27 protein-coding genes, 1 tRNA gene and 1 other RNA gene are annotated in these 25,679 nt (G+C 65.6%); 15 read left to right on the top strand and 14 right to left on the bottom strand.

Annotation, left to right across the window (positions count from 1 at the left end; all coding sequences use genetic code 11):
• Positions 1 to 111: 111 nt before the first annotated feature.
• The 3 genes from ACAX61_RS07155 to ACAX61_RS07145 all read left to right on the top strand — a co-directional run bounded on the left by ACAX61_RS07155 (position 112) and on the right by ACAX61_RS07145 (position 5,702).
• Positions 112 to 1,143 (top strand): LacI family DNA-binding transcriptional regulator, encoded by a 1,032-nt coding sequence (locus ACAX61_RS07155; protein ID WP_370714083.1) that lies wholly within the window; start codon positions 112 to 114, stop codon positions 1,141 to 1,143.
• Between the two features lie 5 nt (positions 1,144 to 1,148).
• Positions 1,149 to 4,163, top strand: coding sequence for a TonB-dependent receptor (locus tag ACAX61_RS07150; protein ID WP_370714082.1), 3,015 nt, complete (start codon positions 1,149 to 1,151; stop codon positions 4,161 to 4,163).
• A gap of 87 nt (positions 4,164 to 4,250) precedes the next feature.
• Positions 4,251 to 5,702, top strand: coding sequence for a glucoamylase family protein (locus tag ACAX61_RS07145; RefSeq protein WP_370714081.1), 1,452 nt, complete (start codon positions 4,251 to 4,253; stop codon positions 5,700 to 5,702).
• A gap of 59 nt (positions 5,703 to 5,761) precedes the next feature.
• Here ACAX61_RS07145 and ssrA read toward each other — a convergent pair.
• Positions 5,762 to 6,102, bottom strand: a transfer-messenger RNA (tmRNA) gene (ssrA, locus tag ACAX61_RS07140).
• 79 nt (positions 6,103 to 6,181) lie between these two features.
• Here ssrA and ACAX61_RS07135 point away from each other — a divergent pair.
• Positions 6,182 to 6,610 (top strand): RrF2 family transcriptional regulator, encoded by a 429-nt coding sequence (locus tag ACAX61_RS07135; RefSeq protein WP_370714080.1) that lies wholly within the window; start codon positions 6,182 to 6,184, stop codon positions 6,608 to 6,610.
• A gap of 17 nt (positions 6,611 to 6,627) precedes the next feature.
• Here ACAX61_RS07135 and ACAX61_RS07130 read toward each other — a convergent pair whose 3' ends face one another.
• A complete protein-coding gene (locus ACAX61_RS07130; protein ID WP_370714079.1) occupies positions 6,628 to 7,725 on the bottom strand; it encodes an alkene reductase in 1,098 nt (365 codons plus the stop codon).
• A gap of 56 nt (positions 7,726 to 7,781) precedes the next feature.
• Here ACAX61_RS07130 and ACAX61_RS07125 point away from each other — a divergent pair, with 56 nt between their 5' ends.
• Both ACAX61_RS07125 and ACAX61_RS07120 read left to right on the top strand, forming a co-directional pair.
• Positions 7,782 to 8,720 (top strand): DMT family transporter, encoded by a 939-nt coding sequence (locus ACAX61_RS07125; RefSeq protein ID WP_370714077.1) that lies wholly within the window; start codon positions 7,782 to 7,784, stop codon positions 8,718 to 8,720.
• 16 nt (positions 8,721 to 8,736) lie between these two features.
• Positions 8,737 to 9,399 carry a COQ9 family protein gene (locus ACAX61_RS07120; RefSeq protein ID WP_370714076.1) on the top strand — a complete coding sequence of 221 codons (663 nt, stop codon included), beginning with the start codon at positions 8,737 to 8,739 and terminating at the stop codon, positions 9,397 to 9,399.
• Here ACAX61_RS07120 and gltX read toward each other — a convergent pair.
• Positions 9,381 to 10,718 (bottom strand): glutamate--tRNA ligase, encoded by a 1,338-nt coding sequence (gene gltX / locus ACAX61_RS07115; protein WP_370714075.1) that lies wholly within the window; start codon positions 10,716 to 10,718, stop codon positions 9,381 to 9,383. The two genes, ACAX61_RS07120 and gltX, sit on opposite strands and share 19 nt — an antisense overlap.
• A gap of 110 nt (positions 10,719 to 10,828) precedes the next feature.
• On the opposite strand from gltX, the gene ACAX61_RS07110 reads away from it, so the two are divergent.
• Positions 10,829 to 11,764 carry a ribose-phosphate pyrophosphokinase gene (locus ACAX61_RS07110; RefSeq protein WP_370714074.1) on the top strand — a complete coding sequence of 312 codons (936 nt, stop codon included), beginning with the start codon at positions 10,829 to 10,831 and terminating at the stop codon, positions 11,762 to 11,764.
• An 8-nt stretch (positions 11,765 to 11,772) separates the two neighbouring features.
• Here ACAX61_RS07110 and ACAX61_RS07105 read toward each other — a convergent pair whose 3' ends face one another.
• The 3 genes from ACAX61_RS07105 to ACAX61_RS07095 all read right to left on the bottom strand — a co-directional run bounded on the left by ACAX61_RS07105 (position 11,773) and on the right by ACAX61_RS07095 (position 12,808).
• Positions 11,773 to 12,138, bottom strand: coding sequence for a hypothetical protein (locus tag ACAX61_RS07105; RefSeq protein ID WP_370714073.1), 366 nt, complete (start codon positions 12,136 to 12,138; stop codon positions 11,773 to 11,775).
• Positions 12,135 to 12,641, bottom strand: a complete 507-nt coding sequence (locus ACAX61_RS07100; RefSeq protein ID WP_370714072.1) for a sterol desaturase family protein — start codon at positions 12,639 to 12,641, stop codon at positions 12,135 to 12,137. The genes ACAX61_RS07105 and ACAX61_RS07100 overlap by 4 nt, the downstream gene beginning before the upstream one ends.
• Before the next feature lie 92 nt (positions 12,642 to 12,733).
• Positions 12,734 to 12,808: transfer RNA gene (locus tag ACAX61_RS07095), tRNA-Gly, on the bottom strand.
• A gap of 188 nt (positions 12,809 to 12,996) precedes the next feature.
• Here ACAX61_RS07095 and ACAX61_RS07090 point away from each other — a divergent pair.
• The 3 genes from ACAX61_RS07090 to ACAX61_RS07080 are packed head-to-tail and all read left to right on the top strand — an operon-like array spanning position 12,997 to position 14,704.
• The gene (locus ACAX61_RS07090; protein WP_370714935.1) at positions 12,997 to 13,893 is read left to right on the top strand and encodes a tetratricopeptide repeat protein; all 897 of its coding nucleotides are present in this window, start codon (positions 12,997 to 12,999) and stop codon (positions 13,891 to 13,893) included.
• A complete protein-coding gene (locus tag ACAX61_RS07085; protein WP_370714071.1) occupies positions 13,890 to 14,498 on the top strand; it encodes an LON peptidase substrate-binding domain-containing protein in 609 nt (202 codons plus the stop codon). The genes ACAX61_RS07090 and ACAX61_RS07085 overlap by 4 nt, the downstream gene beginning before the upstream one ends.
• Positions 14,495 to 14,704 carry a Trm112 family protein gene (locus ACAX61_RS07080; RefSeq protein ID WP_370714070.1) on the top strand — a complete coding sequence of 70 codons (210 nt, stop codon included), beginning with the start codon at positions 14,495 to 14,497 and terminating at the stop codon, positions 14,702 to 14,704. Before ACAX61_RS07085 ends, ACAX61_RS07080 begins: the two co-directional genes overlap by 4 nt.
• On the opposite strand, the gene ACAX61_RS07075 is transcribed toward ACAX61_RS07080, so the two are convergent.
• From ACAX61_RS07075 to ACAX61_RS07065, 3 genes are all read right to left on the bottom strand, one after another.
• Positions 14,690 to 14,833, bottom strand: a complete 144-nt coding sequence (locus tag ACAX61_RS07075) for a hypothetical protein (protein ID WP_370714069.1) — start codon at positions 14,831 to 14,833, stop codon at positions 14,690 to 14,692. The two genes, ACAX61_RS07080 and ACAX61_RS07075, sit on opposite strands and share 15 nt — an antisense overlap.
• 101 nt (positions 14,834 to 14,934) lie before the next feature.
• Entirely contained in the window at positions 14,935 to 16,062 is a 1,128-nt protein-coding gene (gene dnaN / locus ACAX61_RS07070) for a DNA polymerase III subunit beta (protein WP_370714068.1), read from the bottom strand.
• 191 nt (positions 16,063 to 16,253) lie between these two features.
• Positions 16,254 to 16,904 (bottom strand): outer membrane protein, encoded by a 651-nt coding sequence (locus ACAX61_RS07065; RefSeq protein ID WP_370714067.1) that lies wholly within the window; start codon positions 16,902 to 16,904, stop codon positions 16,254 to 16,256.
• Positions 16,905 to 17,084: 180 nt separating this feature from the next.
• Between ACAX61_RS07065 and ACAX61_RS07060 the strand changes: the two genes are divergently transcribed.
• Positions 17,085 to 17,537 (top strand): hypothetical protein, encoded by a 453-nt coding sequence (locus tag ACAX61_RS07060; RefSeq protein ID WP_370714066.1) that lies wholly within the window; start codon positions 17,085 to 17,087, stop codon positions 17,535 to 17,537.
• A gap of 6 nt (positions 17,538 to 17,543) precedes the next feature.
• Here ACAX61_RS07060 and ACAX61_RS07055 read toward each other — a convergent pair whose 3' ends face one another.
• Genes ACAX61_RS07055 through hemC form a run of 3 tightly spaced genes read right to left on the bottom strand, consistent with a single transcriptional unit; the run spans position 17,544 to position 20,001 of the window.
• On the bottom strand, positions 17,544 to 18,407 hold the full coding sequence (locus ACAX61_RS07055; RefSeq protein ID WP_370714065.1) for a hypothetical protein: 864 nt from the start codon (positions 18,405 to 18,407) through the stop codon (positions 17,544 to 17,546).
• Positions 18,404 to 19,090 carry a uroporphyrinogen-III synthase gene (locus ACAX61_RS07050; RefSeq protein ID WP_370714064.1) on the bottom strand — a complete coding sequence of 229 codons (687 nt, stop codon included), beginning with the start codon at positions 19,088 to 19,090 and terminating at the stop codon, positions 18,404 to 18,406. The genes ACAX61_RS07055 and ACAX61_RS07050 overlap by 4 nt, the downstream gene beginning before the upstream one ends.
• On the bottom strand, positions 19,075 to 20,001 hold the full coding sequence (hemC, locus tag ACAX61_RS07045) for a hydroxymethylbilane synthase (RefSeq protein WP_370714063.1): 927 nt from the start codon (positions 19,999 to 20,001) through the stop codon (positions 19,075 to 19,077). The genes ACAX61_RS07050 and hemC overlap by 16 nt, the downstream gene beginning before the upstream one ends.
• 38 nt (positions 20,002 to 20,039) lie before the next feature.
• Between hemC and tsaD the strand changes: the two genes are divergently transcribed.
• Both tsaD and ACAX61_RS07035 read left to right on the top strand, forming a co-directional pair.
• Complete coding sequence (gene tsaD / locus ACAX61_RS07040; RefSeq protein ID WP_370714062.1) at positions 20,040 to 21,074, top strand: tRNA (adenosine(37)-N6)-threonylcarbamoyltransferase complex transferase subunit TsaD; 1,035 nt, start codon at positions 20,040 to 20,042, stop codon at positions 21,072 to 21,074.
• The gene (locus ACAX61_RS07035; RefSeq protein ID WP_370714934.1) at positions 21,074 to 22,048 is read left to right on the top strand and encodes an NAD(P)H-dependent glycerol-3-phosphate dehydrogenase; all 975 of its coding nucleotides are present in this window, start codon (positions 21,074 to 21,076) and stop codon (positions 22,046 to 22,048) included. Before tsaD ends, ACAX61_RS07035 begins: the two co-directional genes overlap by 1 nt.
• Positions 22,049 to 22,063: 15 nt before the next feature.
• Here ACAX61_RS07035 and ACAX61_RS07030 read toward each other — a convergent pair whose 3' ends face one another.
• Together ACAX61_RS07030 and thyA are read right to left on the bottom strand one after the other, a co-directional pair.
• Positions 22,064 to 22,225 carry a DUF1674 domain-containing protein gene (locus ACAX61_RS07030; protein WP_370714061.1) on the bottom strand — a complete coding sequence of 54 codons (162 nt, stop codon included), beginning with the start codon at positions 22,223 to 22,225 and terminating at the stop codon, positions 22,064 to 22,066.
• A gap of 67 nt (positions 22,226 to 22,292) precedes the next feature.
• Positions 22,293 to 23,189 carry a thymidylate synthase gene (thyA, locus tag ACAX61_RS07025; RefSeq protein WP_370714060.1) on the bottom strand — a complete coding sequence of 299 codons (897 nt, stop codon included), beginning with the start codon at positions 23,187 to 23,189 and terminating at the stop codon, positions 22,293 to 22,295.
• 204 nt (positions 23,190 to 23,393) lie between these two features.
• On the opposite strand from thyA, the gene ACAX61_RS07020 reads away from it, so the two are divergent.
• Together ACAX61_RS07020 and ACAX61_RS07015 are read left to right on the top strand one after the other, a co-directional pair.
• Positions 23,394 to 23,750 (top strand): JAB domain-containing protein, encoded by a 357-nt coding sequence (locus ACAX61_RS07020; protein WP_370714059.1) that lies wholly within the window; start codon positions 23,394 to 23,396, stop codon positions 23,748 to 23,750.
• 151 nt (positions 23,751 to 23,901) lie between these two features.
• A complete protein-coding gene (locus ACAX61_RS07015) occupies positions 23,902 to 25,677 on the top strand; it encodes an SLC13 family permease (RefSeq protein ID WP_370714058.1) in 1,776 nt (591 codons plus the stop codon).
• Positions 25,678 to 25,679: the final 2 nt, after the last annotated feature.

The following is a 25,679-nucleotide window of genomic DNA, read 5'->3' as shown; positions in this document are numbered from 1 at the left end:
GCGATGAATCGTTGTTGCAGGCGGTCATAGTTTCCTGTAACCGGTTACATCAAGAGCCGATCGGATGTAATCCACGGCACGGACGGGTTCCGGAGAGGATTGTCGAACGAAATGGCGAACGCCACCATCCGCGATGTCGCGCGGGCTGCCGATGTATCGGTGGCGTCCGCTTCGCGTGCGTTGAACGGCCACGACAATGTTCGCGCCGAAATGCGCGCCCGCGTGGAGGAAGCCGCCCGTCGCCTGGGCTATGTCCCCCATGCCGGCGCCCGCAGCCTCAGCCTGGCCCGCACCAATGCGATCGGCGTCGTGCTGCCCGACCTGCATGGTGAGTTCTTTTCCGAATTTGTGCGCGGCATGGACCGCGAAGCATCGACGCGCGGGCTGCACCTGCTGTTGTCGAACATGCATGCCGATCCCGATCAGGGGATTGAGGCGCTGCGTTCCATGCGCGGGCGGGTCGACGGGCTGGTCGTGATGGCGCCACAGGTCGATCCCGACGCGCTGGGCAGCCATCTGCCCGCCAGCGTGCCGGCGGTGCTGGTCAATTGCGCGCCCAATCAACAGTCGCGCGCCGAATTGCGGATCGACAATGCCGCCGGGGCCGATGCGATGGTCGAACATCTGCTGGCGCAGGGGCGGCGGGCGATCGTCCATATCTCCGGCCCGGCGGGCAATATCGATGCTGACGAGCGCCGTCGCGGTTACCTGACCGCCATGGCGCGCGCGGGCCTCGACAGCCATGTGATCGAGGGCAATTTTGAAGAGCCTTCGGGTGCCGAGGCGGTGGCGACGCTGCACCGCGACGGCATCGAATATGACGCAATCTTTGCCGGCAACGACATGATGGCGATCGGCGCGCTGGTTGCGCTGCGCGATCATGGCCTGTCGGTCCCGCGCGACGTCGCGCTGGCCGGATTCGACGACATTCCGCTCGCGCGGCTGATCAGTCCGGGTCTGTCGACCATGCGCGTCGGCATCGCCGATGCCGGGGCACGCGCCGTCGAACGGCTTGCCGCAATCATCGCCGGCGAAACGGATCATTCGGTTGAAGCAATGGTTCCGCGCTTGATCGTCCGGGATTCCACCGGGCGGGCGCCAAAAATCGCCCCGAACGAAGAGGGCGAAGGTTCAGGGGAATGAAGAACATGAGCAGGCAGAACGCAATCCGCATCCTTCTGGCAAGCGCCACCGCGCTTACCTCCACTGTCACGCTGGTCGCACCGGCGGCGGCGCAGACGACGACCGCAACCTTGCGCGGCGTCGTGCGCGGCGCCGATGGCGCACCGGTGCCGGGCGCCACGGTAACGGTCGTCAGCGAAGCGACCAACCGCACGCTGACCAACACTACCGCCGCCAACGGCGCTTACATCTTCAACGGGCTGCGACCCGGCGCCTATCGCCTGACGGCAGAAGCCAATGGCCAGCGGTTCGAGCGCGTGGTGACCGTCGCCGTCGGCCAGTCGGCCACGTTCGACGTAACGCTGGGCGCGGCGGCCGCGCCTGCTGCACCGGGTGAAGCGCCGGTTGATGGCGAGGTCGTGGGTGGCAGCGTCACCGCCCAGGGTGAGGACATCATCGTCACCGGATCGGCGTTGCGTGAAGTTCGCACCAGCGAAGTCGCGACCAATGTCAGCCAGGCGCAGATCCGCACTTTGCCCCAGACCGACCGCAACTTCCTCAGCTTTGCCGCGCTGGCGCCGGGCGTGCGTTATAATGATAGCGAAACCGACAAGGGCTTTCAGTCGGGCGCATCGGCCGCCAGCCAGGTCAATGTGTTCGTCGACGGCGTCAGCCTGAAGAACAAGCTGCGCGAAGGCGGCGTAGCGGGTCAGCAGAACAGCCGCGGCAACCCGTTCGGCCAGCTGGCGGTGCAGGAATTCCGCGTCCTGACCCAGAACTATAAGGCCGAATATGAGCAGGCCGGGTCGGCCATCATCACGTCTGTCACCAAGTCGGGCACCAACGAATTTCATGGCGAAGTATTCGGCCAATATACCGACAAGAGCCTGACGCAGAAAAGCTACATCGACGTGCGCGACGGCAACGCCGAACCGGCGTTCGAGCGCAAGCAATATGGCGCTTCGCTGGGCGGCCCGATCATCAAGGACCGGCTGTTCTTCTTTGCCGCTTATGAAGGCAATGATCAGGACCGCGCATTCAACGTCAATCCGAGTGTAACGGCCAATGCCGATGCGCTGGCCGACTATGCCCAGTTCGGCCCGCGCCCACTGTCAGAATTCGAGGGCGCGTTCGTCAGCCCCTTCCGTCAGGATTTCTATTTCGGCAAGCTGACGCTGACGCCCGATGATCGCCAGACGTTCGACCTGTCGTTCAGCCGTCGTGAGGAAACCGACATTCAGGGTTTCGGCGGCACGGTTTCGTTCGAGAACGCCGAAAACAAGATCAACAAGGTCGACACCTATATCTTCAAGTGGACCTATAACGGCGATAATTTCATTAACGAATTCAACGCCAACTATCTAAATTACGAATTCAACCCGACGTCGATCAATCCGGGTCTGCCGACCTTCGACTATGCCGGGGTGATCGTGTTCGGCGGCAAGGATTCGACACGGCGTGAGTTGCAGCAGGGCTATACGCTGCGCAACGACACGACGTTCACCGGGTTCGACAACCACGCGATCAAATGGGGCGTGCGCGTCGAGGTGACCGACATTGAGTTCGCCAACAACGCCTATGTCCAGCCGCGCTATTCATTCTTCCGCGCCGACAATGCCGGAACGCCAGACGATCCCAGCGACGACCTGACCTTCGCCGCTCCGGCAGAGGCGCGTCTGGGTCTTGGCAACGGCCGCATCTATGGCTCGAACACGCAGCTTGGCCTGTATCTGCAGGACGACTGGGACGTGACCGACCGGTTGCAGCTGAACCTGGGCGTGCGTTGGGATTATGAGACCAACGCCAAGAACAATAACTTCATCACACCGGCAAACGCGGCCGCTGCGCTACGTGCATTGCCGACGACCGATTATTTCGATCCGGAAAACTATATCAGCACAGGCAACAACCGCGAACCGTTCATGGGCGCCATCGCCCCGCGCGTCGGCTTTTCCTGGGATCTGACGGGTGAAGAAACCACCGTGATCTTCGGTGGCGCGGGCCGTTACTATGACCGCAACAACTTCAACAACACCGTTGACGAGCTGTCGCGCACGATCAACCCCGTCGGCGTGTTCCGCTTCTCACCCGATGGCACGCCGCGTCGCGGTTTGCCGACGGTCGCGTGGGACGACAGCTATCTGACGCGTGAGGGCCTGCTTCAGCTGATCGCAACCAACCCCGAAACCGCGCTGCCCGAATTGCTGGTGACCAAGAACGACAGCAAGCCGCCGGTGAATGACCAGTTCTCGCTGGGCGTACGTCAGAAGATTGGCGTGTTCCAGGCTTCGCTGTCGGGTTCGTATCAGCGCGGGCGCAACGGCTATACCTATCTGTTCGGTACGCGACAGAATGGCGGTGTTGGCTCCTGCTGCGATCAGGACTTGTTGGCGACCGTCCGCAGCTTTGGTTATTCGAACGTCCTGGTCGGCTATGACGGGCTGGACACGCGGTACAAGGCGTTGTTCTTCACGCTGGACAAGAATTATACCGAGCGTTCGGGCTGGGGCCTCAACATCGCCTATACGCTTGGCAAGGCCGAGAAGAATGGCGGCGACCTGTTCAGCCTCGATGAAGTCACGCCGGACGCCTATGGCTGGCGCCCGACCGTTGGTGACGAGCGGCACCGCGTTGTTCTGTCGGGCATCGTCGATCTGCCGCTGGGCTTCCAGTTTTCGACGCTCAGCACCTTTGGTTCGGGTCAGGCGTATAACGTCGTCGATTCGACCAATGGGACCGAGCCGGGCCAGCGCCGTTTCACCGTTGCCTATCCCGACAAGAACTGCATCGGCGGCATCTTTGCGTTCTGTGAAGTCAATTTCACGCTGGCCAACAAGCCCAAGATCCTGGGCGGTCAGGTCGAGGTCGCGGTCGATGTGCTGAACGCGTTCAACAACAAGAACGGTGCCGGCTTTGATGAAGGTATCAACCTGAACGCCACGCCGCAGGCCGACATTCTCGAACCCGCAACGATCGAGAATGCCAGCCGCCTGCTGACGTTGCCGCGGCGTATCCAGTTCCGGGTCGGCTATCGCTTCTGATGGCCTGACCCTGCCGGGGCGGACCCCCTCTCCCCCCTAAAGTCCGCCCCGGCACCCCTGTGATCGCGTAAATGACGGGAGGGTCGCGTGTTCGACCGACGTAATTTCATGAGCCACGCTGGGCTGGGCCTTGCGGGGGCGGTGGGCGCTTGCGCCGCGCCGCGACAATCCGATCCGCTGCGCCTTGGCGCGCTGGACCCGACCCGCCCTTTGACGGACGCGTCCGCCTCTGGCCTGATCGACGATGTTCAGGAGCGGGCGTTCCGTTTCTTCTGGGACACCACCAATCCCGAAACCGGCTGGGCGCCCGATCGCTGGCCAACGCCCAGCTTCTCCTCGATCGCGGCGATCGGCTATGCACTGACGGCCTATCCGATCGGCGAAAGTCATGGCTGGATCACGCGCGCGGCCGGACGCGATCGGACGCTCCGGACCCTGTCGTGGCTGGCAGGTGCGCCGATGGGCGACGGTGAGCGGCGGTTCAGCGGCTATAAGGGCTTTTTCTATCACTTTCTTGGCGTGACCCAGGGGTGGCGGTTCGCACGGTCGGAGCTGTCGACCATCGACACTGCGTTGCTGATGGCCGGCGTGCTGTTCGCGCAAAGCTGGTATGACGGCGACGACCCGGTCGAAGCGCGCATCCGGGCACTGGCCGATCAGCTTTATCGCGCGATCGAATGGACATGGATCACGCCGCGCCCGCCCTTTGTCTCGATGGGCTGGCATCCGGAGACGGGCTTCATCCCCAGCGACTGGAACATCTATAATGAGGGGATGATCCTGTACGTGCTGGGGCTGGGATCCCCGACGCATCCCCTGCCCGACGGGACGTGGGAAGCGGTCAGCGAACGCTTCCGTGCCAGCTGGGGCACGCATTGGGGGCAGGAATATCTGCACTTCGCGCCGATGTTCGGCCATCAATACAGTCATGTCTGGATTGATTTCCGGGGTATCCGCGACGGGTTGATGCGCGAAAAGGGCATCGATTATTTCGAGAACAGCCGCCGCGCGACCTATGCCCAGCGGCAATATGCGGTGGAAAATCCGGGCGGCTGGGTCGGCTATGGCGAGGATTGCTGGGGCCTGACCGCGTGCGACGGGCCGGGCGATTTCCGCATGACCACCGCCGGGCGCGAGCGTTCGTTCTTCAGCTACTCCGCCCGCGGGCCGGGGGAGCGCGACGACGGCACGCTGGCGCCGACGGCGCTGCTCGGCAGCTATCCCTTTGCCCCTGAAATCGTCGAGCCGACGGTGCGTGCCATGTACCAGCGTTACGGCACGGGCATTTACGGCCAATATGGCTTTCTCGACTCGTTCAACCCCACGCTTGCCAGCCGCCCGCCCGAAAGGCTGAAGCACGGCGAAATCCGCCCCGGCACCGGCTGGGTCGCGGACGACTATCTGGGCATCGATCAGGGGCCGATCGTCGCGATGATCGAAAATCATCGTACCGAGCTGGTGTGGAAGACGATGCAGAAAAACCCGTACATTCGCCGCGGATTGCAGCGCGCCGGGTTTACGGGCGGCTGGATGGGCTGATCCACATAAGGATGGGTAGTCCGGGGGGATTCTGTTGCTCGGCCCCCCCGGCGGCCGCCGGTATCCGCTTCTGTTGCCCGGTGCGGTCCGAACCGCGCTTTTGTCAATCTAACCTAGACCGTGAGGTCTTGGGTTAGGCCGCAATCGCGAGCGCCTCGTTATCGTTGGCACTTGTGAGATGGGCCGTTGCGGTGGTCCCATTCCGGGCGAAAACAGCGCTTTTCAACACACGTCGATCCTGGTTCGGCCCCGTCATCAACCGCCGGGCAGACGGGTGGTGGTGGAGCCGCCGGGTACTGCCCCCGGGTCCGCTGCGCCTATGACACGCCGCAATTTATCGCCATATCCGGACAAGTCCGGCACCGACCGATATAAGCGACCCGCCGATAAAGAAAAGCCCCGAGCAATCGGATTTCCGATCGGAGAACCGGAAATTGGCCTTCCCACCGCCACAATAGGGTGGCATTGCGAATCGCATCATGTTGACGCAGCGCTCTCGATACGCGCTCCGCGCGATGATCTTCCTTGCCGGACAGCCCCGTGACGGTGCGCCCGTGCCGATGGGACGAATCGCGCTGGAGGCGAATGTTCCCCGTAAGTTTCTGGAGCTGATCCTGGCGGATCTGCGCGAATCGGGCTTTCTGTATTCGACCCGTGGCAAGGCGGGCGGCTATCGCCTGTCGCGCCCGCCGCACCTGATCTCGCTCGGCGAAGTCATCCGCACCATCGAAGGACCGCTGGCGCTGGTGCCGTGTGTCAGCCGCACCGCATACCGCCCATGCGCCGATTGCCGGGACGAGGCGACCTGCGCCATCCATATCGCCATGGCGCGCGTACGCGACGAAACCGCCCGTATTCTGGATGGCACCAGCCTGGCCGATACCCAGGCTCAGGCGATGGCCGCCTGAACCTGGGTCGGTAAACGTCAGGCCGCTTCGCGGTTCAGCGGCGGATAATCGGTGTAACCCTCTTCGCCGCGGCTGTACCAGGTTGCCATATTGTCTTCTGCAATCGGCGCACCATCGCGCAGGCGCTCGACAAGGTCGGGATTGGCGATGAACTTGCGGCCGAAGGCGATGCCGTCGGCGCGCCCTTCCGCCACGGCTGCTTCGGCGCCGGCCTTGGTGTAATCCTGGTTCAGGATCAGCGGGCCGGTGAACAGCTTGCGGAACGCGGGCGATACCGGCGGCTGGGTGGTCGAACCGAACGTGCCGTCGGGACCGGGTTCGCGAAGCTCCACAAAAGCGATCTTCTTGTCTTCCAGATATTCGGCGATCGGCAGGAACACGGCTTCGGGATTGCTGTCGATCACGCCCTGCGTATCGCCATTGGGCGAGAAGCGGACCGACGTGCGATCGGCACCAGCGACGGCGATGATGCGCTCCATCGCTTCACGCAGCAGACGCGCCCGGTTTTCGGGGCTGCCGCCATAATCGTCGTCGCGCAGGTTCGAATTGTCGCGCAGGAACTGGTCGATCAGATAGCCATTGGCGGCGTGCAGCTGAACGCCGTCGAACCCGGCGGCCAGCGCGTTGCGGGTCGCGCGCTCGTAATCGTCCAGTACGCGCTTGATATCGTCCAGCGTCGCGGCGCGCGCTTCGCCATAGGGCCTCTTTTCCCCGTTCGACAGATAGGTGCGAACGCTGCCCGGTGCGGTGGTGACCGACGAAGACAGCGGCGCTGCGCCGTCCAGAAAATCGGGATGGACCAATCGGCCCATGTGCCACAGCTGGGCAAAGATGCGCCCGCCGGCCTGATGCACGCGCTCCAGAACGGGCTTCCACCCCTCAACCTGCTCATCGGTCCACAGGCCCGGCGCATAGGCCCAGCCCAGCCCTTCACGGCTGATGCCGGTCGCTTCGGAAATGATCAGGCCGGCACTTGCGCGCTGGGCGTAATATTCGCCCATCATCGCGGTCGGCACATGTGCCTCGGTCGAACGGCCGCGCGTCAGCGGCGACATCAGCACGCGGTTGGGCGCTTCCACCGCGCCCAGCCTGATCGGATCGTAAAGCGATGCCATGCGAAAACTCCATTGATTGGCAAGACAGCGACACAGGTAGGGCGCTAAAGGGTGTCATGCATCGTTCCGACCCCGAAAGTTTAACTTCCCCGCGATCAAGCGCGTGGCCGATTGCCGCCGTCTGCGCGGCGAACGTGTTTTTGGCGACGGGGCCGGTATTCGTGCGCTTGGCTGATACCGGCCCGGTGGCGGCGGCGTTCTGGCGGATCATGCTGGCGGCGCCGGTGCTGTTCGGCGCGGCGTTTCTGCTGCGCGAGCGGCCAGTGGCGGCGGCGCGGGGATTATGGGGTGTGCTGGCGGTGGCGGGCATTGCCTTTGCCCTTGATCTGGGAAGCTGGCACATCGGCATCCTGCGGACAACGCTGGCCAATTCGACGTTGTTCGGCAATTCGGCGACGCTGATCTATCCCATCTATGGCTTCATCGTCGCGCGCGCATGGCCTACCCGCACGCAAGGGGCGGCGCTGGCGCTGGCGGCAGTCGGCGGGGGGATGCTGCTTGGCCGGTCGGCGGAATTGTCGCCGCAGAATTTGGTTGGCGACCTGTTCTGCATGCTGGCGGGGCTGCTCTATGCCTTTTACTTCATCCTGATGGCGCGGGTTCGGCAGGCTATGCCGCCAGCTTCGGCATTGGCCCTGTCGACGCTGGCCAGCGCAGCGCCGCTGCTGGCGCTGGCGCTGTTGCTGGGGGAACGGGTGATCCCGGGCGACTGGACGCCGCTGATTTTGGTCGCGCTGTTCAGTCAGCTGATCGGGCAGGGTTTGCTGATCTATGCCATCGGGCATTTGCCGCCGCTGATCGTCGGACTGGCGCTGTTGATCCAGCCGGTCGTGTCGGCGACGATCGGCTGGGTGTGGTTCGGTGAGCGGTTGGCTGCTGCCGATATGGCCGGGGCAGTACTGATCGCCGTCGCGCTGGTTCTGGTGCGTCGTCCCGAACGCCCGGCGAAAGTCCCGCTTGCGTCCCACCCCACGAACCCTAGATCGGTGGCATGAGTTTGGGAGCGCCCGCATGATCGACCTGCCACCCGATCCGACGATCGACGAGATGCGCGACGCGCTGGCCCCGCTGGTGGCGAGCAACGCGGCCTTTGACGGATGGAACGGCCACGCGGTCGATGCCGCCGCCGACCGGCTTGGGCTGGACCGCGATGTGGCGCGGCTGGCCTTTCCGGGCGGGGCGGCGGACATGATCGACGCGTGGTTCGCGCATGTCGACCGCGCGATGTTGGACCGGCTGCCGCCCGAAACGCTGGCGGCGATGAAGATCCGGCAGCGGATCGCGGCGCTGGTGGAGGCGCGGCTGGACCTGCTCGCCCCCGATCGCGAGGCGCTGCGGCGCGCGCTGGCCATTCTGGCGATGCCGCAGAATGTGGCGCGCGCGGCCCGGCTGGGCTGGCGCGCGGCGGATGTCATGTGGCGCGCGGCGGGCGACACCGCGACCGATTACAATCATTACAGCAAGCGTACGCTGCTGACCGGCATCTATGCCGCGACGGTCACCGTGTTCCTCGACGACGAAAGCGAGGGGCAGGGCGATACGCGCGCATTCCTGTCGCGGCGCATCGACAATGTGATGCAGTTCGAAAAGGCCAAGGCGAAATGGACCGGCAAGTCCCATCGCCTCAGCCTGTCGCGCTTCGTCGGACGGCTGCGTTACCCGCCAGCGGCCTGAAGCCGGGCCAGCGCCCGCTCTCGCCCGATCAGGGGCAGCAGCGCCGCCATGTCCGGCCCGTGCGGCTGTCCGGTCAGTGCCAGACGCAGGGGCAGAAACAGCGCCTTGCCCTTGCGCCCCGTTGCTTCCTTGAGCGCGCCGGTCAACGCGTGCCACGGGTCCGTCGCCCAATCCATATCCTGACCCACCCGCACGGCGTCGAGCAGATAGGCACGGTCCTCTGCCGACAATTCGCTTGCGGCGACCGGCCCCTCAATGACTCGCCACCAGTCGGCGGCTTCGACTACGCGCGACAAATTGGGCCGCACGGCGCGCCAAGCAGCCTCACCCATGCCCGATGGGAGCCGATCCGCGACGGCATCGTGGTCGAGTTGATGGACGATGCGCGCGTTGAGCGCGGCCAACTCCGCCTCATCGAACCGTGCAGGTGCGCGGCCGAAACGCGCGAAATCGAATGTCGCGGCCAGAGCCATGGGATCGGCGAACGGTTCGACCGGGTCGCTGGTGCCGATCCGGGCGAGCAGAGCGATCAGCGCCTGCGGCTCCAGCCCTTCTTCCCGGAAATGCGCCACGCCCAGCGAGCCGAGGCGCTTTGACAGCTTGCCCTCGCTGCCGGTCAGCAGCGCGGCATGGGCAAAGGTCGGCGGCGGCGCGTCCAGCGCGGCGAACATCTGCACCTGTGCGGCGGTATTGGACACATGATCCTCGCCGCGCACGACATGGGTGATGCCCATGTCGATATCGTCGATGACGCTGGGCAGCAGATACAGCCAGCTGCCGTCGGCGCGGCGGATCACGGGATCGCTCATCGTGGCGGGGTCGAAACGCTGGGGGCCGCGAATCGCGTCGTCCCATTCGATCGCTGCCGAATGATCAAGCCGGAAGCGCCAGTGCGGCCGCCGCCCCCCTTCCTCGAACCGCGTGCGGTCCGCTTCGCTTAGCGTCAGCGCGGCGCGATCGTAAATGGGCGGCAAGCCCCGGCCCAGCAGGATCTTGCGCCGCAAATCCAGCTCTTCGGGCGTTTCGTAACAGGGATAGACGCGCCCCGCTGCCTTCAGCGTATCGAACCGGCGCTCATAATCGGGCAGTCGCGCCGACTGACGCGCCTCGCCGTCAGGCGACAGGCCCAGCCAGTTCAGGTCGTCGCGAATGGCGGTCACGAACGCCTCTTCGCTGCGCGCGGCGTCGGTATCGTCGAGCCGCAACAGGAATTGTCCGCCATGACGGCGCGCGAACAGCCAGTTGAGGATCGCTGTCCTCAGATTGCCGACATGGAGATGCCCGGTGGGGCTGGGGGCGAAACGGGTGACGACGCTCATGCACCCGGCCTTATGCGCGGGGGCGCATAGCGGCAATGCCCCTTTCGGTTCGCGAAAAGGGCGGCTAAGGGCTGCTGCGTCTCCAATCTGTCACGAAGGACGGCGCGCGCATGAAACTGCTGGCGGGCAATTCCAACCATCCGTTGTCGCGCGCGATTGGCGATTATCTGGACATTCCGCTGACGCAGGCGAATGTCCGGCGTTTCGCCGACGAAGAGATTTTCGTCGAGATTCTGGAAAATGTGCGCGGCGAGGATGTGTTCGTCATCCAGTCGACCTCGTTCCCGGCAAACGACAATCTGATGGAAGCACTGATCATGATCGACGCGCTGAAGCGTGCGTCGGCCAAGCGGATCACTGCCGTGCTTCCTTATTTCGGTTATGCCCGGCAGGACCGGAAACCCGGCCCCCGTACGCCCATCTCCGCCAAGCTGGTCGCGGACCTGATCACTACGGCGGGTGCCGACCGCGTGTTGTCGGTCGATCTGCACGCGGGGCAGATTCAGGGCTTTTTCGATATTCCGACCGACAATCTTTATGCCGCGCCGGTCATGTCGGCGGACATCAAGACGCGCTTTGGCGATCGCAACCTGATGGTGGTGTCGCCCGACGTCGGCGGCGTGGTGCGCGCGCGCAGCCTGGCCAAGCGGCTGGACAATGCGCCCCTGTCGATCGTCGACAAGCGGCGTGAGCGGCCCGGCGAATCGGAAGTGATGAACATCATCGGCGATGTCGAAGGGCGCTTCTGCATCCTGATCGACGATATCGTCGATTCGGCGGGCACCCTGTGCAATGCCGCTGCCGCGCTAAAGGCCGCTGGGGCCGAGGGTGTGGTCGCTTATTGCACCCACGGCGTGCTGTCGGGCGGTGCAGTGGCGCGGGTTGAGGCCTCGGCGCTTGAGGAACTGGTCATCACCGATTCGATCGGCAACCACGACTTCATCGCGGGCGCAAAGCGCATCCGCCACCTGACGATCGCGCCCTTGGTGGCCGAAGCGATCAAGCGCATTGCGGATGAAGCGTCGGTCTCCAGCCTGTTCGACTGACTTCCGGCTCAGCGCGCGGCGATGCGTGACAGCGCCGCCGCGATCCGCAGCAAGACGATCAGCCCCGCCGCGGCAAAGCCCGCCAGCGCGGTGACCGCATAGGTCAGCGCGCGCAGCCAGCGTTCGACTTCCCCTTGTGGTGACGCGGCGCCCGGTTCGAGCGGGCGAGGCTCCCTTGTCTGATCGGGTGCGGGTGGCGTGCTGCCCGTCGGATTGTCTGACGGGGGTTGTGGCGGCATCGGGCGTGACACGGTCGGTGCCATGCCGCCAGGGCCGGTATTGGCCGTTTCCGCAATCGCACCGATCAGGCTCAGCGTGGCGCTGCCGCTCAGGACAAGCAGCGCGATGCGGCCGGTGGCACTGGCCAGCTTCACGCCGCCGGTTCGCGCGGCGCACGCACACCGGCATTGCCGCGCCGCTTCAACTCGGCCTTCAGCGATTCGGGGCGCGGGGCGATCAGGAAGCCGAAGCTGACGGTGCCCTCCTTGCTCTCAACCGCGTGGTGAAGCCGATGCGCCGACACGATGCGCTTCATATAACGCGACCGTGGCAGATAGCGGCTCGGCAGGCGCCGATGCACGATGATGTCGTGAAACCCAAGGTAGATCGCGCCATAGCCGGCGATCCCAGCCCCGATCCACACCGTTGCCGGATGCCAGCCCCAATAGGTGCCGCCTACCAGCAACAGGATCGACGGCGCTGCAAAGATCACGAAGTACAGGTCGTTGGCTTCCCAGAAGCCGACCCGCGGGCGATGGTGGCTTTTGTGCAAAAACCAGCCCGGCCCATGCATGACCCAGCGGTGCATGGCATAGGCAAAGCCTTCCATCAGGGCGATGGTGGCCAGGAACAGGAGAATGCCGGACAACAGGTTCATGCGCGCCGATATAGGGGCTGAACAACAAACGCGAAACCACGACGAAGCCCCGTATCGGACTTCATCGGTTTCCATCGCAATGTCTGGAAAACTGGAGCGGGCGAAGGGATTCGAACCCTCGACCCCAACCTTGGCAAGGTTGTGCTCTACCCCTGAGCTACGCCCGCTCGGCGCTCGACTGACTGGCTGCCCGGTGGGTGTGCCGTGTCGAGGCGGGGCCACTAGCATCGGGTTTTATGCCCTGCAACCCCTTTCTTTCAAAAAAGATGGGGGGCTTGGCCTTGGCCTATCAAAGGCCCAAATGGGGCCAAGTCCGTTTGAACCGAGAAAGGGGTGCCGCTTGGCCACGCTGGGTCTGTCCGCTGCCGACAAGGATGCCGTCGAAGCCTTTCGCCGCGACGTCGTCGAACCGTCGATGCGCGAGTTGGTGATCGTCTATTTCACCGCCGAATGGTGCGGCCCGTGCAAGGCGCTGGGTCCGATCATCGACAAGGTGGCGGGCGAATATGCCGGCAAGGGCGTGCGGCTGGCAAAGCTGGATGTCGACAAGAACCAGTTCATCGCCGCGCAGTTTCAGGTGCGCTCGGTCCCGACCGTCTATGCGATGTTCCAGGGGCAGCTGGTGGCCGATCTGGGGCAGGCACGCACCGAATCGGCGATGAAGGCGACGCTGGACCAGATCCTGCGGCAATTGCCCGTTGCGGGCGAGGCGCAGTCCGTCGAGGCCGAGATCGAGCCGCTGATCGCCATGGGCGAACGGGTGCTGGGCGAGGGCGACGCCGAACGCGCCCTATCTATCTTTGAGCAGCTGGCTGAAATGGCGCCCGAACATGCCGCCGTCGCGGGCGGTCGTGCGCGGGCACTGGTGGCGCTGGGCCGGGTGGAAGAGGCAGAGGCGGCGTTGGCCACCCTGTCGGAGGACGCGGCCAAGGCACCCGAAGTCGCACGCGCGCGCGCGGCCATCGCTCTGGCAGCGGAAGCCACCCCGGTCGATGACCTCTCCGCCCTGCGCGCCCAAGTCGAGGCGGCGCCGGACGATCTGTCGTTGCGCTATGACCTTGCAGGCGGCCTGATGGCAGCGGGCGAGCGCGATGCGGCGGCGGACCATCTGCTGAACATCATCCAGACCGAGCGCGACTGGAATGACGGTGCGGCGCGCCAGCGGCTGCTGAAGCTGTTCGAGGTTGTCGGGCTGGAAGACCCCTGGGTGTCGCAGCAGCGCCGCCGGCTGTCGGCGATCCTGTTCGGATGACGGTGACGCGTCTCTCGATCTTCCCTTTGGGGGGCGCGATCCTGTTTCCGGGGATGCACCTGCCGCTGCACATTTTCGAGCCGCGCTATCGGGCGATGGTCGGTGACGCGCTGGCCCGTGACCGCCGGATCGGAATGATCCAGCCGCGCGGGGAGGGTGATCCGCCGCCCTTGTTCGAAACCGGGTGCGTCGGCCGAATCGTCGATGTCGAGGCGCATGAAGATGGCCGCTACGACATCGTGCTGGAAGGGGTGTCGCTGTTCCACGTCGAGCGCGAGTTGGAGGTGACGACGCCGTTCCGGCAGGTTGAGGCGACGCTTCTGCCCGCCACTGCCAGCGAAACGCTGGCACTTGGCATGCGCGCCTCGATCGAGATTGAATCGCGGCGCTTTGCCGATGCCCATGGCTATGCCGTCGATTGGGAAGCGGTCACGCGGCTGGACGATGAAAGCCTGGTCAACGGTATCGCCCAGATCGCGCCGTTCGACGTGGCATCGAAACAGGCGCTGCTGGAAGCGTCCGGGCTTGACGACCGTGCGGAGTTGCTGGTGCAACTGATGCAGTTTTTCGGCCGCCACGGCCAGGATGACGCGACGCTGCAATGACCGACCTTATCGATCCCTGGCTTCTGGAGCGGCTTGTCTGCCCCGCCACGCGCGCGCCGTTGCGGCAGGTCGGCGACGTTCTGGTGACCGCCGATGGCACCATCGCCTATCCGATCCGCGACGGTGTCCCCGTTCTGTTGGTCGAAGCGGGGCGTCGATTGTCCCCGGACGACCGCCTGGCCGCGCCACGATCAGAAGATCAGTAGCGCGACCCCGGTCCAGAACAGCGCCAGCGCCAGCGCGATTCCCAGATAGATCGCCGGACTGATTGCCCCGTCCCTGGGCGGCGGCACATCGTGCGCGTCCGGGCCAGGGAACGAGGAAATGGGCGACACTGCAACCTCTCCGTTTCGTCTTATCTGCGAAACAGATTATCGCTTCTCGGCCATGTCGCCAAGGGTTGCCCCATTCCCCATTTATGAGGAACGGGACGCGATCAGACCCGCATGGGCATCAGAACGTAGAGCGCCGGGCTCTTGTCGTTTTCGCGGATCAGGGTCGGCGCCGATGCGTCGGCCAGATGGACCTCGACCACATCGCCTTCGATCTGGTGCAGGATGTCGAGCAGGTAACGGCTGTTAAAGCCGATCTCCAGCGGCAGCGACGTGTATTCGCCCGGCACCTCTTCCGCGGCCGCGCCGTTTTCGGGGCTGGTAACCGACAGCGTGATCTTGTCCCGGTCTACCGCCATCTTGACCGCGCGGGTCTTTTCGGTGGCGATGGTCGACACACGATCGACACCGTCCATGAAGCTCTTTGGATCGAGCTTGAGTAGCTTGTCGTTCGCGGTCGGAATGACTCGCGAATAATCGGGGAAGGTGCCGTCGATCAGCTTCGACGTCAGGATCGCCTGACCCAGATCGAAGCGGATCTTGGACGCGCTGAGCGAAACGCCGACCGATGCGTCGACTTCGTCCAGCAGCTTGCGAAGTTCGGCCACGCATTTGCGCGGCACGATCACGTCGGGCATCGCCTCGGCGCCTTCGGGGCGGGCGATGGTGACGCGCGCCAGACGGTGGCCGTCGGTCGCCGCAGCCTTCAGCACGGCCTGACCGCCAGCCGGGCCGCCATCGTCGGCGACGTGCAGGAAGATGCCGTTCAGATAATAGCGTGTCTCTTCGGTCGAGATCGCGAATCGGGTCTTGTCGATGATTGCCTTCAGCGCCTCTGCCGGCAGTTCGAACTGCGTCGGCAATTCGCCCTCGGCAATGACGGGGAAATCGTCGCGCGGCAGCGTCGCCAGCTGGAACCGGGCGCGGCCCGCTACGATCGTCAGCCGACCCTCTGCGGCGGTCAATTCGACCTGCGCGCCTTCGGGCAGCTTGCGCGCGATGTCGAACAGGGTGTGCGCCGAAACGGTGGTGGCGCCCGCCTGATCAACGGCAGCAGAAATGGTTTCATCGATCTGGAGGTCCAGATCGGTCGCCATCAACCGGATCGAGCCGGATGCCTGTGCATCGATGAGCACGTTCGACAGGATCGGGATGGTATTGCGCCGCTCAACCACCGACTGGACATGGCTAAGCGCCCTCAAAAGGGTTGCGCGTTCGATCGTCGCCTTCATCTCAATCCCCCGGGCCGTCGCCCAACCGTGAAGTTCACCTTTCCGCGCCGATGCGCGGCCGACGGCACGCCATACGTCAGCCGTATATCTCTAGCGTGAAAAAGGGCCGGAGCAAGCCGCTCCGGCCCTTCTTGCACGATGGGGTGGGGGTCAAGTGTCCGTGAAGGCACCCGGACCCCGCCATGATTGGCTTAGAAGCGCCAGCCGAGGCCCGCGACAACCTGATGCCGGTCGGTGTCGACGTCGAAGTTCGGCGTCGTGCCGCCATCAGCAAATTCGAAATTCGCCGATTCATAGTTCGAATAGCGATATTCGACCTTGGCAAAGGCATTGGTGCCGATCGCGCGCTCGACGCCCGCGCCCAGACGCCAGCCGTCCAGCTCGTAATTTTCGTCGCGAATGTTGGTGCCGTCGCCACCCAGCAGGTTGAGGCGGGCATTGGTGTAGCCGCCCTTGGCATAGACCAGCGTGCCCGGCGTCACCTGTGCGCCGACGCGCGCGCCGAGATAGATGTCACGACCGGTCGACACTTCGCCAAAGCCGAAGGTGTTGGGATTGACGCGGTTGGTCTCGACCTTGCCGGTCGAATCGGTCAGCTCGGCCTCGACACCGACGACCGCGCCGCCAAAGCCGAAGTCATAGCCCGCTTCCACACCGTAAAGGAAACCGTCGACGGTCTGGTCGACGCCCTCGATATCCTCGCTGCTGCCCGGCTTGATGCCGTCATAGCCACCCAGCACCGCGACGCGCGGACCGGTGAAGGTCGGGTCGATATCCTGCGCGAAAGCGGGGGCGGCGAAGGCCGTCGAGGCGACGAGCGCGGCGGCGATTGCGTAACGCATGTAAAACTCCTTACCTGAACTCACCCGGCGTACCGGGCGGAGCACTCAAATGGGTGCAGCGCGGCGATGTTGCATGAACCTCAGATAAACAGACAATTTTGTTGTATTGCTGCAACAGGGGGTTGAAAGCGTGAAGGACGGAACCAAACGAGCCATGTTGCCCGACGGGAACAGTCGGCCATGATCGGCCTGTTGCTGATGGCGTTGATTGTGCAGGTGCGGCAAACAATCGGCATCCATGAAGACTGGGGCGCATTCCGCGAACGAGGGCCGGATCGGTGCTTCGCAATGGCGGCGCCGGTGCATGTCCGACGGAGCGGATTCGTTGCCATATCCTATTGGCCGGGGGCAAAGGTGCAGGCCCAGTTGCATGTCCGGCTGAGCCGCCCGCGCAGCGACGCGGCACGCGTTACGCTGACGATCGGCGACCGGCGATTCCGCCTGACCGCCGGCCCACGCGACGCCTGGGCGCCCGATGCGGTGACCGACCGCGCGATCGTGGCGGCAATGCGCGGCGCACGCAGCCTGAGCGTCGAGACGGTCGGGGCCAATCGGCGGCCCTTTGCCGATGTCTATCGCCTGTCGGGCGCGGCGAGCGCGATCGACGCGGCGGGCGCGGCGTGTGCCGGGTGAGGGGCCTCAGGTTGTGGGCGGGGCTTCGGTGGTATTCTGCGCCGGTGGTGGCATCGGCGCGGGATCGGGCATGGACAGTGCCGTTGCCTCGATAATGTCCAGCGCACGGCGGGCGCGGACGTAACGGCGAGCGGCTTCGAGCCAGCTCGACGCGCCTGCAGCGCCCGGCATCCTGGCAACCTCCGCGATGGCGGCCTCAACCTGTCCGGCGTCGATCAGGCGGCGGGCGCGGGTCAGCCGATCGGCGGGGCGCGCACTGGGCGTCGTTTCTTCGCGCAGGACGATCAAGGTGGCGGCTTCGCGCTTCAGTGCAGGCCACCAACCGTCCCGCGTGCCGCTCATCAATGTGGGCGCCATCGAATCTAAGCCCAGCCGAAGGTCTTCGAGCGTGACCGGCCGCCCCGCCGCCGACGTCACCGCCGCCACTGCATTGGGCCGGATCGCGCCAAAGCGTTCACGAAGCTGACGATCGACATAGCCCAGCGGCAGTCCGCGATCGAGCGCGCGCCGTGCGGCAAATGCGACCAGCACGCCTTCCGCCCGCGTCGCATGGCTGGACGCGGCGCGCGAATCGCCCTCAATCCCCTGAAGCCTGCTTTCCAGCGTCTCCAGCCGCGCGGCGAGCGCAATTTCGCGTGCATAGAGCGACGTCAGGTCGGCGCCAGGTTCGGGCTGGGGCGCGCGAATGGCGACAGGCTGGGCAGATGCAGTGTCTGTCGTGGGGCGGCGCCAGCGTTCCCAGGCCGGGGCAAGCCACCACAGCGCGACGACGATCCCCGCCACCAGCGCACCGATGATTGCAAGCGCCCACAGCGCACCCAGCCCGCGTCGCGGCGGACGCGCTTCGAACGACACTTCGTCACCGATCATGCCGTCTTATCCCTGCCCCCATCGTCAGGGTCAATCGAAAGCGCGGCGCGGATCAGGGCATTGTCGTCGGGCCGGTCGATCGCCGTGGCGCACCGCCAGCCATCGCCCGCTGCCGTCAGTGCCGCACGGCTGATCGCAGCCACCGCCACACGCGCGCGATCGATGCCTGCTGCATCCACCAGCGCAGCCAGCCGGGCGCCCGCGCGGGGGGAATGGATGAGTGCTGTCGCCCCCGCGAGCACGCCCGGCATGGGCGGGTCGATGGGGTCGCTGGCATAGACGGGAATGCTGCACACCCCCGCCAGCGAGCGATGCTCACGCCCGCACAAATGCAGCATGCGGCCCGCGCCCATGCGCTCAAGCAACAGCGCCGCTGCGCCCGCATCGCCGTCCCCGGTGGCCGCGACCGACAGCCCCGCCGCCGTTGCCGCACGCGCCGTCGCCGCGCCGACCGCCACGACCGGCAGATGATGGAACTCCGCCAGCGCAGGCCCGGCGTGACGCACGGCGTTGGCGCTGGTCAGCAACAGCGCGTCAAAATCCCCCGCATTGGGCGCGTGCCACGCCAGCGGTCCGGTAGCGAACAGCGGCATCGCCACCGCCACCCCGCCCGCCGCGACGATCCGGTCACAGGTCGCGCGGTTACCCGGTTCGGGGCGGAGGACGATCAGGCGGGGGCGCATCGACCGAAGCGCGCACAGACGGCGGCGGGCGCGCGCGCGATCAGCTCATCGGCCAGCGCAATCGCCATCGCCGCACCGTCGTCGCCGGTGATCGATCCGTTGACATGCTCGCCGCCATCCTCGCTCAACAGTTCGGCGTCCAGCACCAGCCGCCCGTCCACGATCCGCGCATTCGCCGCAACCGGCGAATGGCAGTCGGCGTCCAGTGCGGCCAGCAACGCGCGCTCTGCCAGCACGCAGCGGCTGGTGTCGGCATGATCGACCGCGGCGACCAGCGCGCGGGCGGCGGCATCGTCGACGCGCACTTCGATCCCGATCGCGCCCTGGGACGGGGCGGGCAGCATCATTTCCAGCGGAATCGGCGTGCCGACATCGTGACGGCCCAGCCGCTCCAGCCCGGCGGCGGCGAGCAGCGTGGCATCGGCCTCTCCCGAACCAAGCTTGGCCAGCCGTGTGTCGACATTGCCGCGGAACGATATGATCGACAGGTCGGGTCGCAGTTTTCGCAGCTGCGCCGCGCGGCGCGGGGATGAGGTGCCGATCACGCCTCCGGCTGGCAATTCGTCGATCGAGGCCGCTCCGACCAGCCGGTCGCGCACATCGGCGCGCTCCAGCATCGCGGCGATGACGATGGCGGCGGGACGGATCGTCTCTACATCCTTCATCGAATGGACGGCGCAGTCGATTTCGCCGTCCAGCAGCGCGCGGTCCAGTTCCTTGGTCCACAACGCCTTGCCGCCGATTTCGGCCAGCGGGCGGTCCTGTACCCGGTCGCCGGTGGTGCGGATGGGGACGATTTCAAACGCCAGCGGATCGCGGTCATGCGCGGCGGCCAGCAGGCCACGGACCAGATTGGCCTGGGTCAGCGCCAGCGGCGAGCCGCGCGTGCCGATGCGAAAGGGATTGGGCATGGCCTTGTGCTAGCCCGGCGCACGGCTAGATGGAAGCGATGGCGCTTATCCTTGGCCTCGAATCGAGCTGCGACGAAACCGCCGCCGCGCTTGTCACCAGCGACCGCCGCGTGCTGTCGCACAAGCTGGCGGGACAGGAAGCGGCGCATGCCCCCTATGGCGGGGTGGTCCCCGAAATTGCCGCGCGCGCGCATGCGGACGTGCTGGCGCCGCTGATTTCGGCTGCGTTCGAGGAAGCGGGCGTGACACTGGCCGATGTCGATGCGGTCGCGGCGACGGCGGGGCCGGGGCTGATCGGCGGCGTGATGGTCGGGCTGGTGACCGGCAAGGCGCTGGCCCACGCGGCGGGCAAGCCGCTGATCGCGGTCAACCATCTGGAGGGCCATGCGCTCAGTCCGCGACTGGCCGAGCCTGACCTGGCGTTTCCCTATCTGCTGCTGCTGGTGTCGGGCGGGCATTGCCAGTTGCTGCTGGTGCGCGGCGTCGGCGATCATGTGCGACTGGCGACGACGATCGACGATGCTGCGGGCGAAGCGTTCGACAAGACGGCGAAGCTGCTGGGCCTTGGCTTTCCCGGCGGGCCGGCAGTGGAGCGCGCTGCCGCGTCGGGTGACCCGGCGGCAGTGCCGCTGCCGCGCCCGCTGGTCGGGTCGGGCGAGCCGCATTTTTCCTTTGCCGGGCTGAAAAGCGCGGTCGCGCGCGCGGCGCAGTCGGGCGATTACCGGGTTGAGGATATTGCCGCTTCGTTCAGCAAGGCGGTGGTCGATTGCCTGATCGACCGCACCCGGCTGGCACTGGCGCGCGCGCCCGGCGCGACGGCGCTGGTGGTTGCGGGCGGGGTCGCCGCGAACAAGGGGGTGCGCGATGCACTCCAGTCGCTGGCCCATGCCCATGACATGCGCTTTGTCGCGCCGCCGCTGTGGCTGTGCACCGATAATGCCGCGATGATCGCATGGGCGGGCGCCGAGCGGTTTGCCGTCGGACTGACTGATCCGCTGGATGCGCCGGCGCGCGCACGATGGCCGCTCGATCCCGATGCGGTGCCGGTGCGCGGGGCGGGGGTGAAGGCATGATGCGGATCGGGGTCATCGGTGCGGGTGCATGGGGAACGGCGCTGGCACAGGCGGCGGCTTCGGGCGGAGAGGATGTGATCCTCTGGGCGCGCGAGGCGGACGTTGTGGACAGCATCAACGCCGACCATGTCAACGCCGCCTTCCTGCCCAAGGCGAGGCTGTCGACGGCGGTGCGCGCGACCGCCAACCTGTCCGATCTGGAACAGGCCGAAGCGCTGCTGGTCGTGGTGCCTGCCCAGCATGTTGGCGCTGTGTTGTCCGGTATGGCAGTGGGCACGCGCCCGCTGGTGCTGTGCGCCAAGGGGATCGAGGCGGGGACACGACGGCTGGTCAGCGAAATCGCGGCCGATGCCCAGCCACAGGCCCCGCTGGCGGTGCTGTCGGGACCGACCTTTGCCCATGAAGTCGCCGCCGGGCTGCCCACCGCCGTGACGCTCGCCTGTGCGGATCCGGCGCTGCGGGAGGCACTGTCCGAACGGCTGGCGACCCCGGCGCTGCGCCCCTATGCCAGCGACGACGTGGTCGGCGCGGAAATCGGCGGCGCGGTCAAGAATGTGCTGGCCATCGCCTGTGGCGTGGTCGAGGGCGCGGGGCTGGGTCAGAATGCACGTGCGGCGCTGATCGCGCGCGGCTTTGCCGAAATGACGCGGTACGGCGTGGCGCGCGGCGCACGTCCGGAAACGCTGGCCGGCCTGTCGGGTCTGGGCGATCTGGTGCTGACCTGTTCGTCGACCAGCAGCCGTAATTTCTCGCTCGGCGTGGGGATCGGTCAGGGTCGTTCGGCCGCCGCGATGATGAGCGACCGGCGCACCGTGGCAGAGGGGGCCTTCACCGCCCCGGTGCTGCGAGAGGACGCGCGGATCCGCGAGGTCGACATGCCCGTGACCGAAGCGGTCTGTGCGCTGCTGGAGGGGGCCGATGTGGGCGCCATCATCGAACGGCTGCTGACCCGCCCGCTTCGCGCCGAAAGCTGAAACGGCGGATTGCCGTCAGAAATCGACCGCGATCCCCTTTAGCTCCCAATCGCCATAACGCACCGGGTCGCGGCCCAAGGGGTCGTCGCCCTGCGCCTTTATCGGTTCGGGCTTTGGCACCGGCGGGCTTTTGGACAGATAGGCGGGCGGTTTCACATGCGGGGGGCGCTGGCCCATTTTTCGCTCCATCGCAACAATCGACGCGTTTGCAGATGGCGTTATCGGGGCCGCGATCAAGGGCGGATCAGACCGCGACCTCTCCCTTGATCGGCGGATAGGGATCATATCCCTCCACCACGAAATCATCGATGCGGTAATCGTCGATGCTGGCGGCACGGCGCGCCAGCCGCATGGTGGGAAAGGGGCGCGGTTCGCGCGCCAGCTGTTCGTGCGCCTGATCCAGGTGGTTCAGGTAGAGATGCGCGTCACCCGCGACCCAGATCAATTCCCCCGGCGTCAGATCGGCCTGCTGCGCCAGCATCAGCTGCAACGCCGCCGCGCCGACGAAATTGAACGCCGCGCCCAGCAGCAGGTCGACCGACCGCTGGAACATCAGACAGTTCAGCCGCCCGCCGGACGTTACATGATATTGATAGACCATGTGGCACGGCGGCAGCGCCATGTCGCCCAGTTCGCCGACGTTCCAGCCGTGGAACAGCATCCGGCGGCTGGCGGGGTTCGTATTCAGCGTCTCGATCAGCGTGCCGATCTGGTCATGCTCGCGCCCGTCAGCGCCAAGCCACCGGCGCCATTGCTTGCCGTAAACGGGACCGAGTTCGCCCCAGCGCGCAGCGAAGGCATCATCGGCAACAATCCGCTGCTCGAACGCGGCCTGTTCGATGTGCTCGCCGGTTTCGCGGCGATAGGCGGCCAGCGGCCAGTCGGTCCAGATGCGGACGTTGTCGCGCAACAGCGGCTGGATGTTGGTGCCGCCGGTCAGGAACCACAGCATCTCGCGCACCGCCGTTTTCCAATAGACGCGCTTGGTCGTCAGGATCGGCACCTGTCCGCCCGACAGGTCGAAACGCAGCAGCGCTCCGAAAATCGATCGCGTGCCGACGCCGGTGCGATCCATGCGCTGGTCGCCATTTGCCAGAACATGGTCGAGCAGGTCGAGATACTGATATTCCGGGTGTCGCATGCCTGCTCCTTAATGCCCGCGCGCCAAGTCGGCTACGTCGTTCATGCTCCCGCGCAACGGTGGCTGGACGCATCACGCCGCCAAGGGATGCTTGGTCCGGATCGGACCAGATTACCCTTCGATTTCGAGATTGTTTTGTCGAACGTCGGCGCCGTCACATGCAAGGGGGTGCGGATGGGCGGGGGGAACCAATGTGTTACCGATTTGACGGCGGCGAGGGCGATTTTCGCACCGCTGGCCCATGCCCCGCGTGAGGTTGCGGCTTTTGCTTATCTGGACCGGGCACACCGCGTTATCGCGCTTCGCTACACGCCGGCCGGGTCAGTGGCGGCGATCACATTGCCGATCCGCACTGTCGCGCGCGAAGCGCTGGTATTCGACGCTGCCGGGCTGCTGATGGCGCATAACCACCCGTCGAACGATGCACGGCCAAGCGCCGCCGATATCGATGTGACCCGCCGGTTCGAGCGTGCGCTGGCAGCGCTCGACCTGAAGCTGATCGACCATCTGATCCTGACGCCTAGTGGTGTCGCCAGCTTTCGCGAACTGGGGCTGTTATAGCTGTCATGCGAAAATTCGATTGCGGACGTTGAGGATGCGAGCCGATTTGGCGAGTTTGACGTTGTGGTGCGATGACCGACGCTCCGGCTTGTCCGAACGCCCCACATCGACGCAATGACCGTCCCCGGTGCCGCAAGGGGGGCTGTTGCGCATGACGACGACCCAAATGCTGTCCATCGGCCTGTTGGTGGGCATGATGGGTTTGTTCCTGTGGGGGCGGTTTCGCTATGACGTAACGGCGATTCTGGCGCTGCTGGCGGGACTGGCGCTGGGGTTGATCGATCCCAAAGCGGCGTTCACCGGCTTTTCCGACGACATCGTCATCATCGTGGGGTCGGCGCTGGTCATATCGACGGCGATGCAGCGTTCGGGCCTGATCGAAGTCGCGCTGGGCGTCGTCGCGCGGCGCGTGACGCGGGTGCGATCCCAACTGCTAGTGCTGACCGCCACGGTCGGCGTGGCGTCGGGCCTGGTCAAGAATGTCGGCGCGCTGGCGATGCTGATGCCCGCAGCGGTGCAGACGGCGAAAAAAACCGATTCCAGCCCATCGGTCTTCCTGATGCCAATGGCGTTCGCATCGCTGCTGGGCGGATTGACGACACTGGTCGGCACATCCCCCAACATCATCGTCAGCCGCGTGCGCGAACAGATGACGGGCCAGCCGTTCGGCATGTTCGATTATCTGCCGACGGGATTGGGGCTGCTGGTCGTGGGGCTGATTTTCCTGCGTTTCGGCTATCGCCTGTTGCCGCGGGAGCGCCGCGCCGCGCCGACCATGGGTGAGGCGCTGAACATCAAGGATTATGTGACCGAGGCGACGATCGAGGAAGGGTCGCCCGCCATCGATGAAACGGTCGCGGACTTTATCGAGCGCCACGAACATGGCGTCACCATCACCGGCGTGCTGCGCGCGAACATGCGGACCGTCGTCACCCCCGAATTGATGCTATGCGAGGGCGATACGCTGATCCTGGGCGGCGATCCCGACATGCTGGAGCGGGTGATCGCGGGCGATCATCTGGCGTTGGCCGGACAGGAACGCGACTTGCCCGAAGGTAGCGAGAATGACGAGATCGGCGTGATCGAGGCGGTGGTCACGCCCGGTTCGATGCTGGTCCGTCAGTCGGCCGAGCGGATGCGGCTTCAGCAGCGTTACGGCGTGAACCTGATCGCGGTATCGCGCGCGGGCCAGCGGCTGACCAAGAAGCTGGGCGAGATCGATCTGCGCGCGGGCGATGTCATCGTCCTGCAGGGTCCGCTGGGCCTTTTGCCCGAACGGATGCGCGACCTGGGTACCCTGCCGCTGGCGGAGCGCAGCCTGCGGCTGGGCAGTTCGAAGCGGCGCTGGCTGCCGCTGGTCATCCTGGCGATCGCAATGGCCGTGACGGCAACGGGCTATGTACCTGTGGCGGTCGCCTTTTTCGCGGCGGCGGGGCTGATGATGGCGATGGGCGCCCTGCCGCTGAGGGAAGCATATGAGGGGGTCGAGTGGCCGATCCTGATCATGCTGGGCGCGCTGATCCCGGTCAGCGATACGCTTCGCACCACCGGCGCGTCCGACGTGCTGGCGACCGGGCTGGCGCAGGTTGCGGCGTCGTTGCCGCCATGGGGCGCGGTCGCGCTGATCATGGTGGCGGCAATGGCGGTGACGCCGTTCCTGAACAATGCAGCAACCGTGCTGGTGATGGCGCCCATCGCGGCGGTATTCGCCCATGACCTTGGCTATCGCCCCGAAGCGTTCCTGATCGCGACGGCAATCGGCGCGGGTTCGGATTTCCTGACCCCCATCGGGCACCAGTGCAACACGCTGGTGCTTGGGCCGGGCGGGTATCGGTTCAGCGATTATGCGCGGCTGGGGGCGCCGCTGTCGCTGCTGGTCGTGCTGGTCGGCACGCCGCTGGTGATGTGGACATGGCCGCTGCATTGAGC

Source organism: Sphingomonas sp. IW22, assembly GCF_041321155.1.
Classification (GTDB): Bacteria; Pseudomonadota; Alphaproteobacteria; order Sphingomonadales; family Sphingomonadaceae; genus Sphingomonas.
The sequence above is the reverse complement of the archived record's forward strand: the minus strand, read 5'-3'. Positions and strand labels throughout refer to the sequence as shown.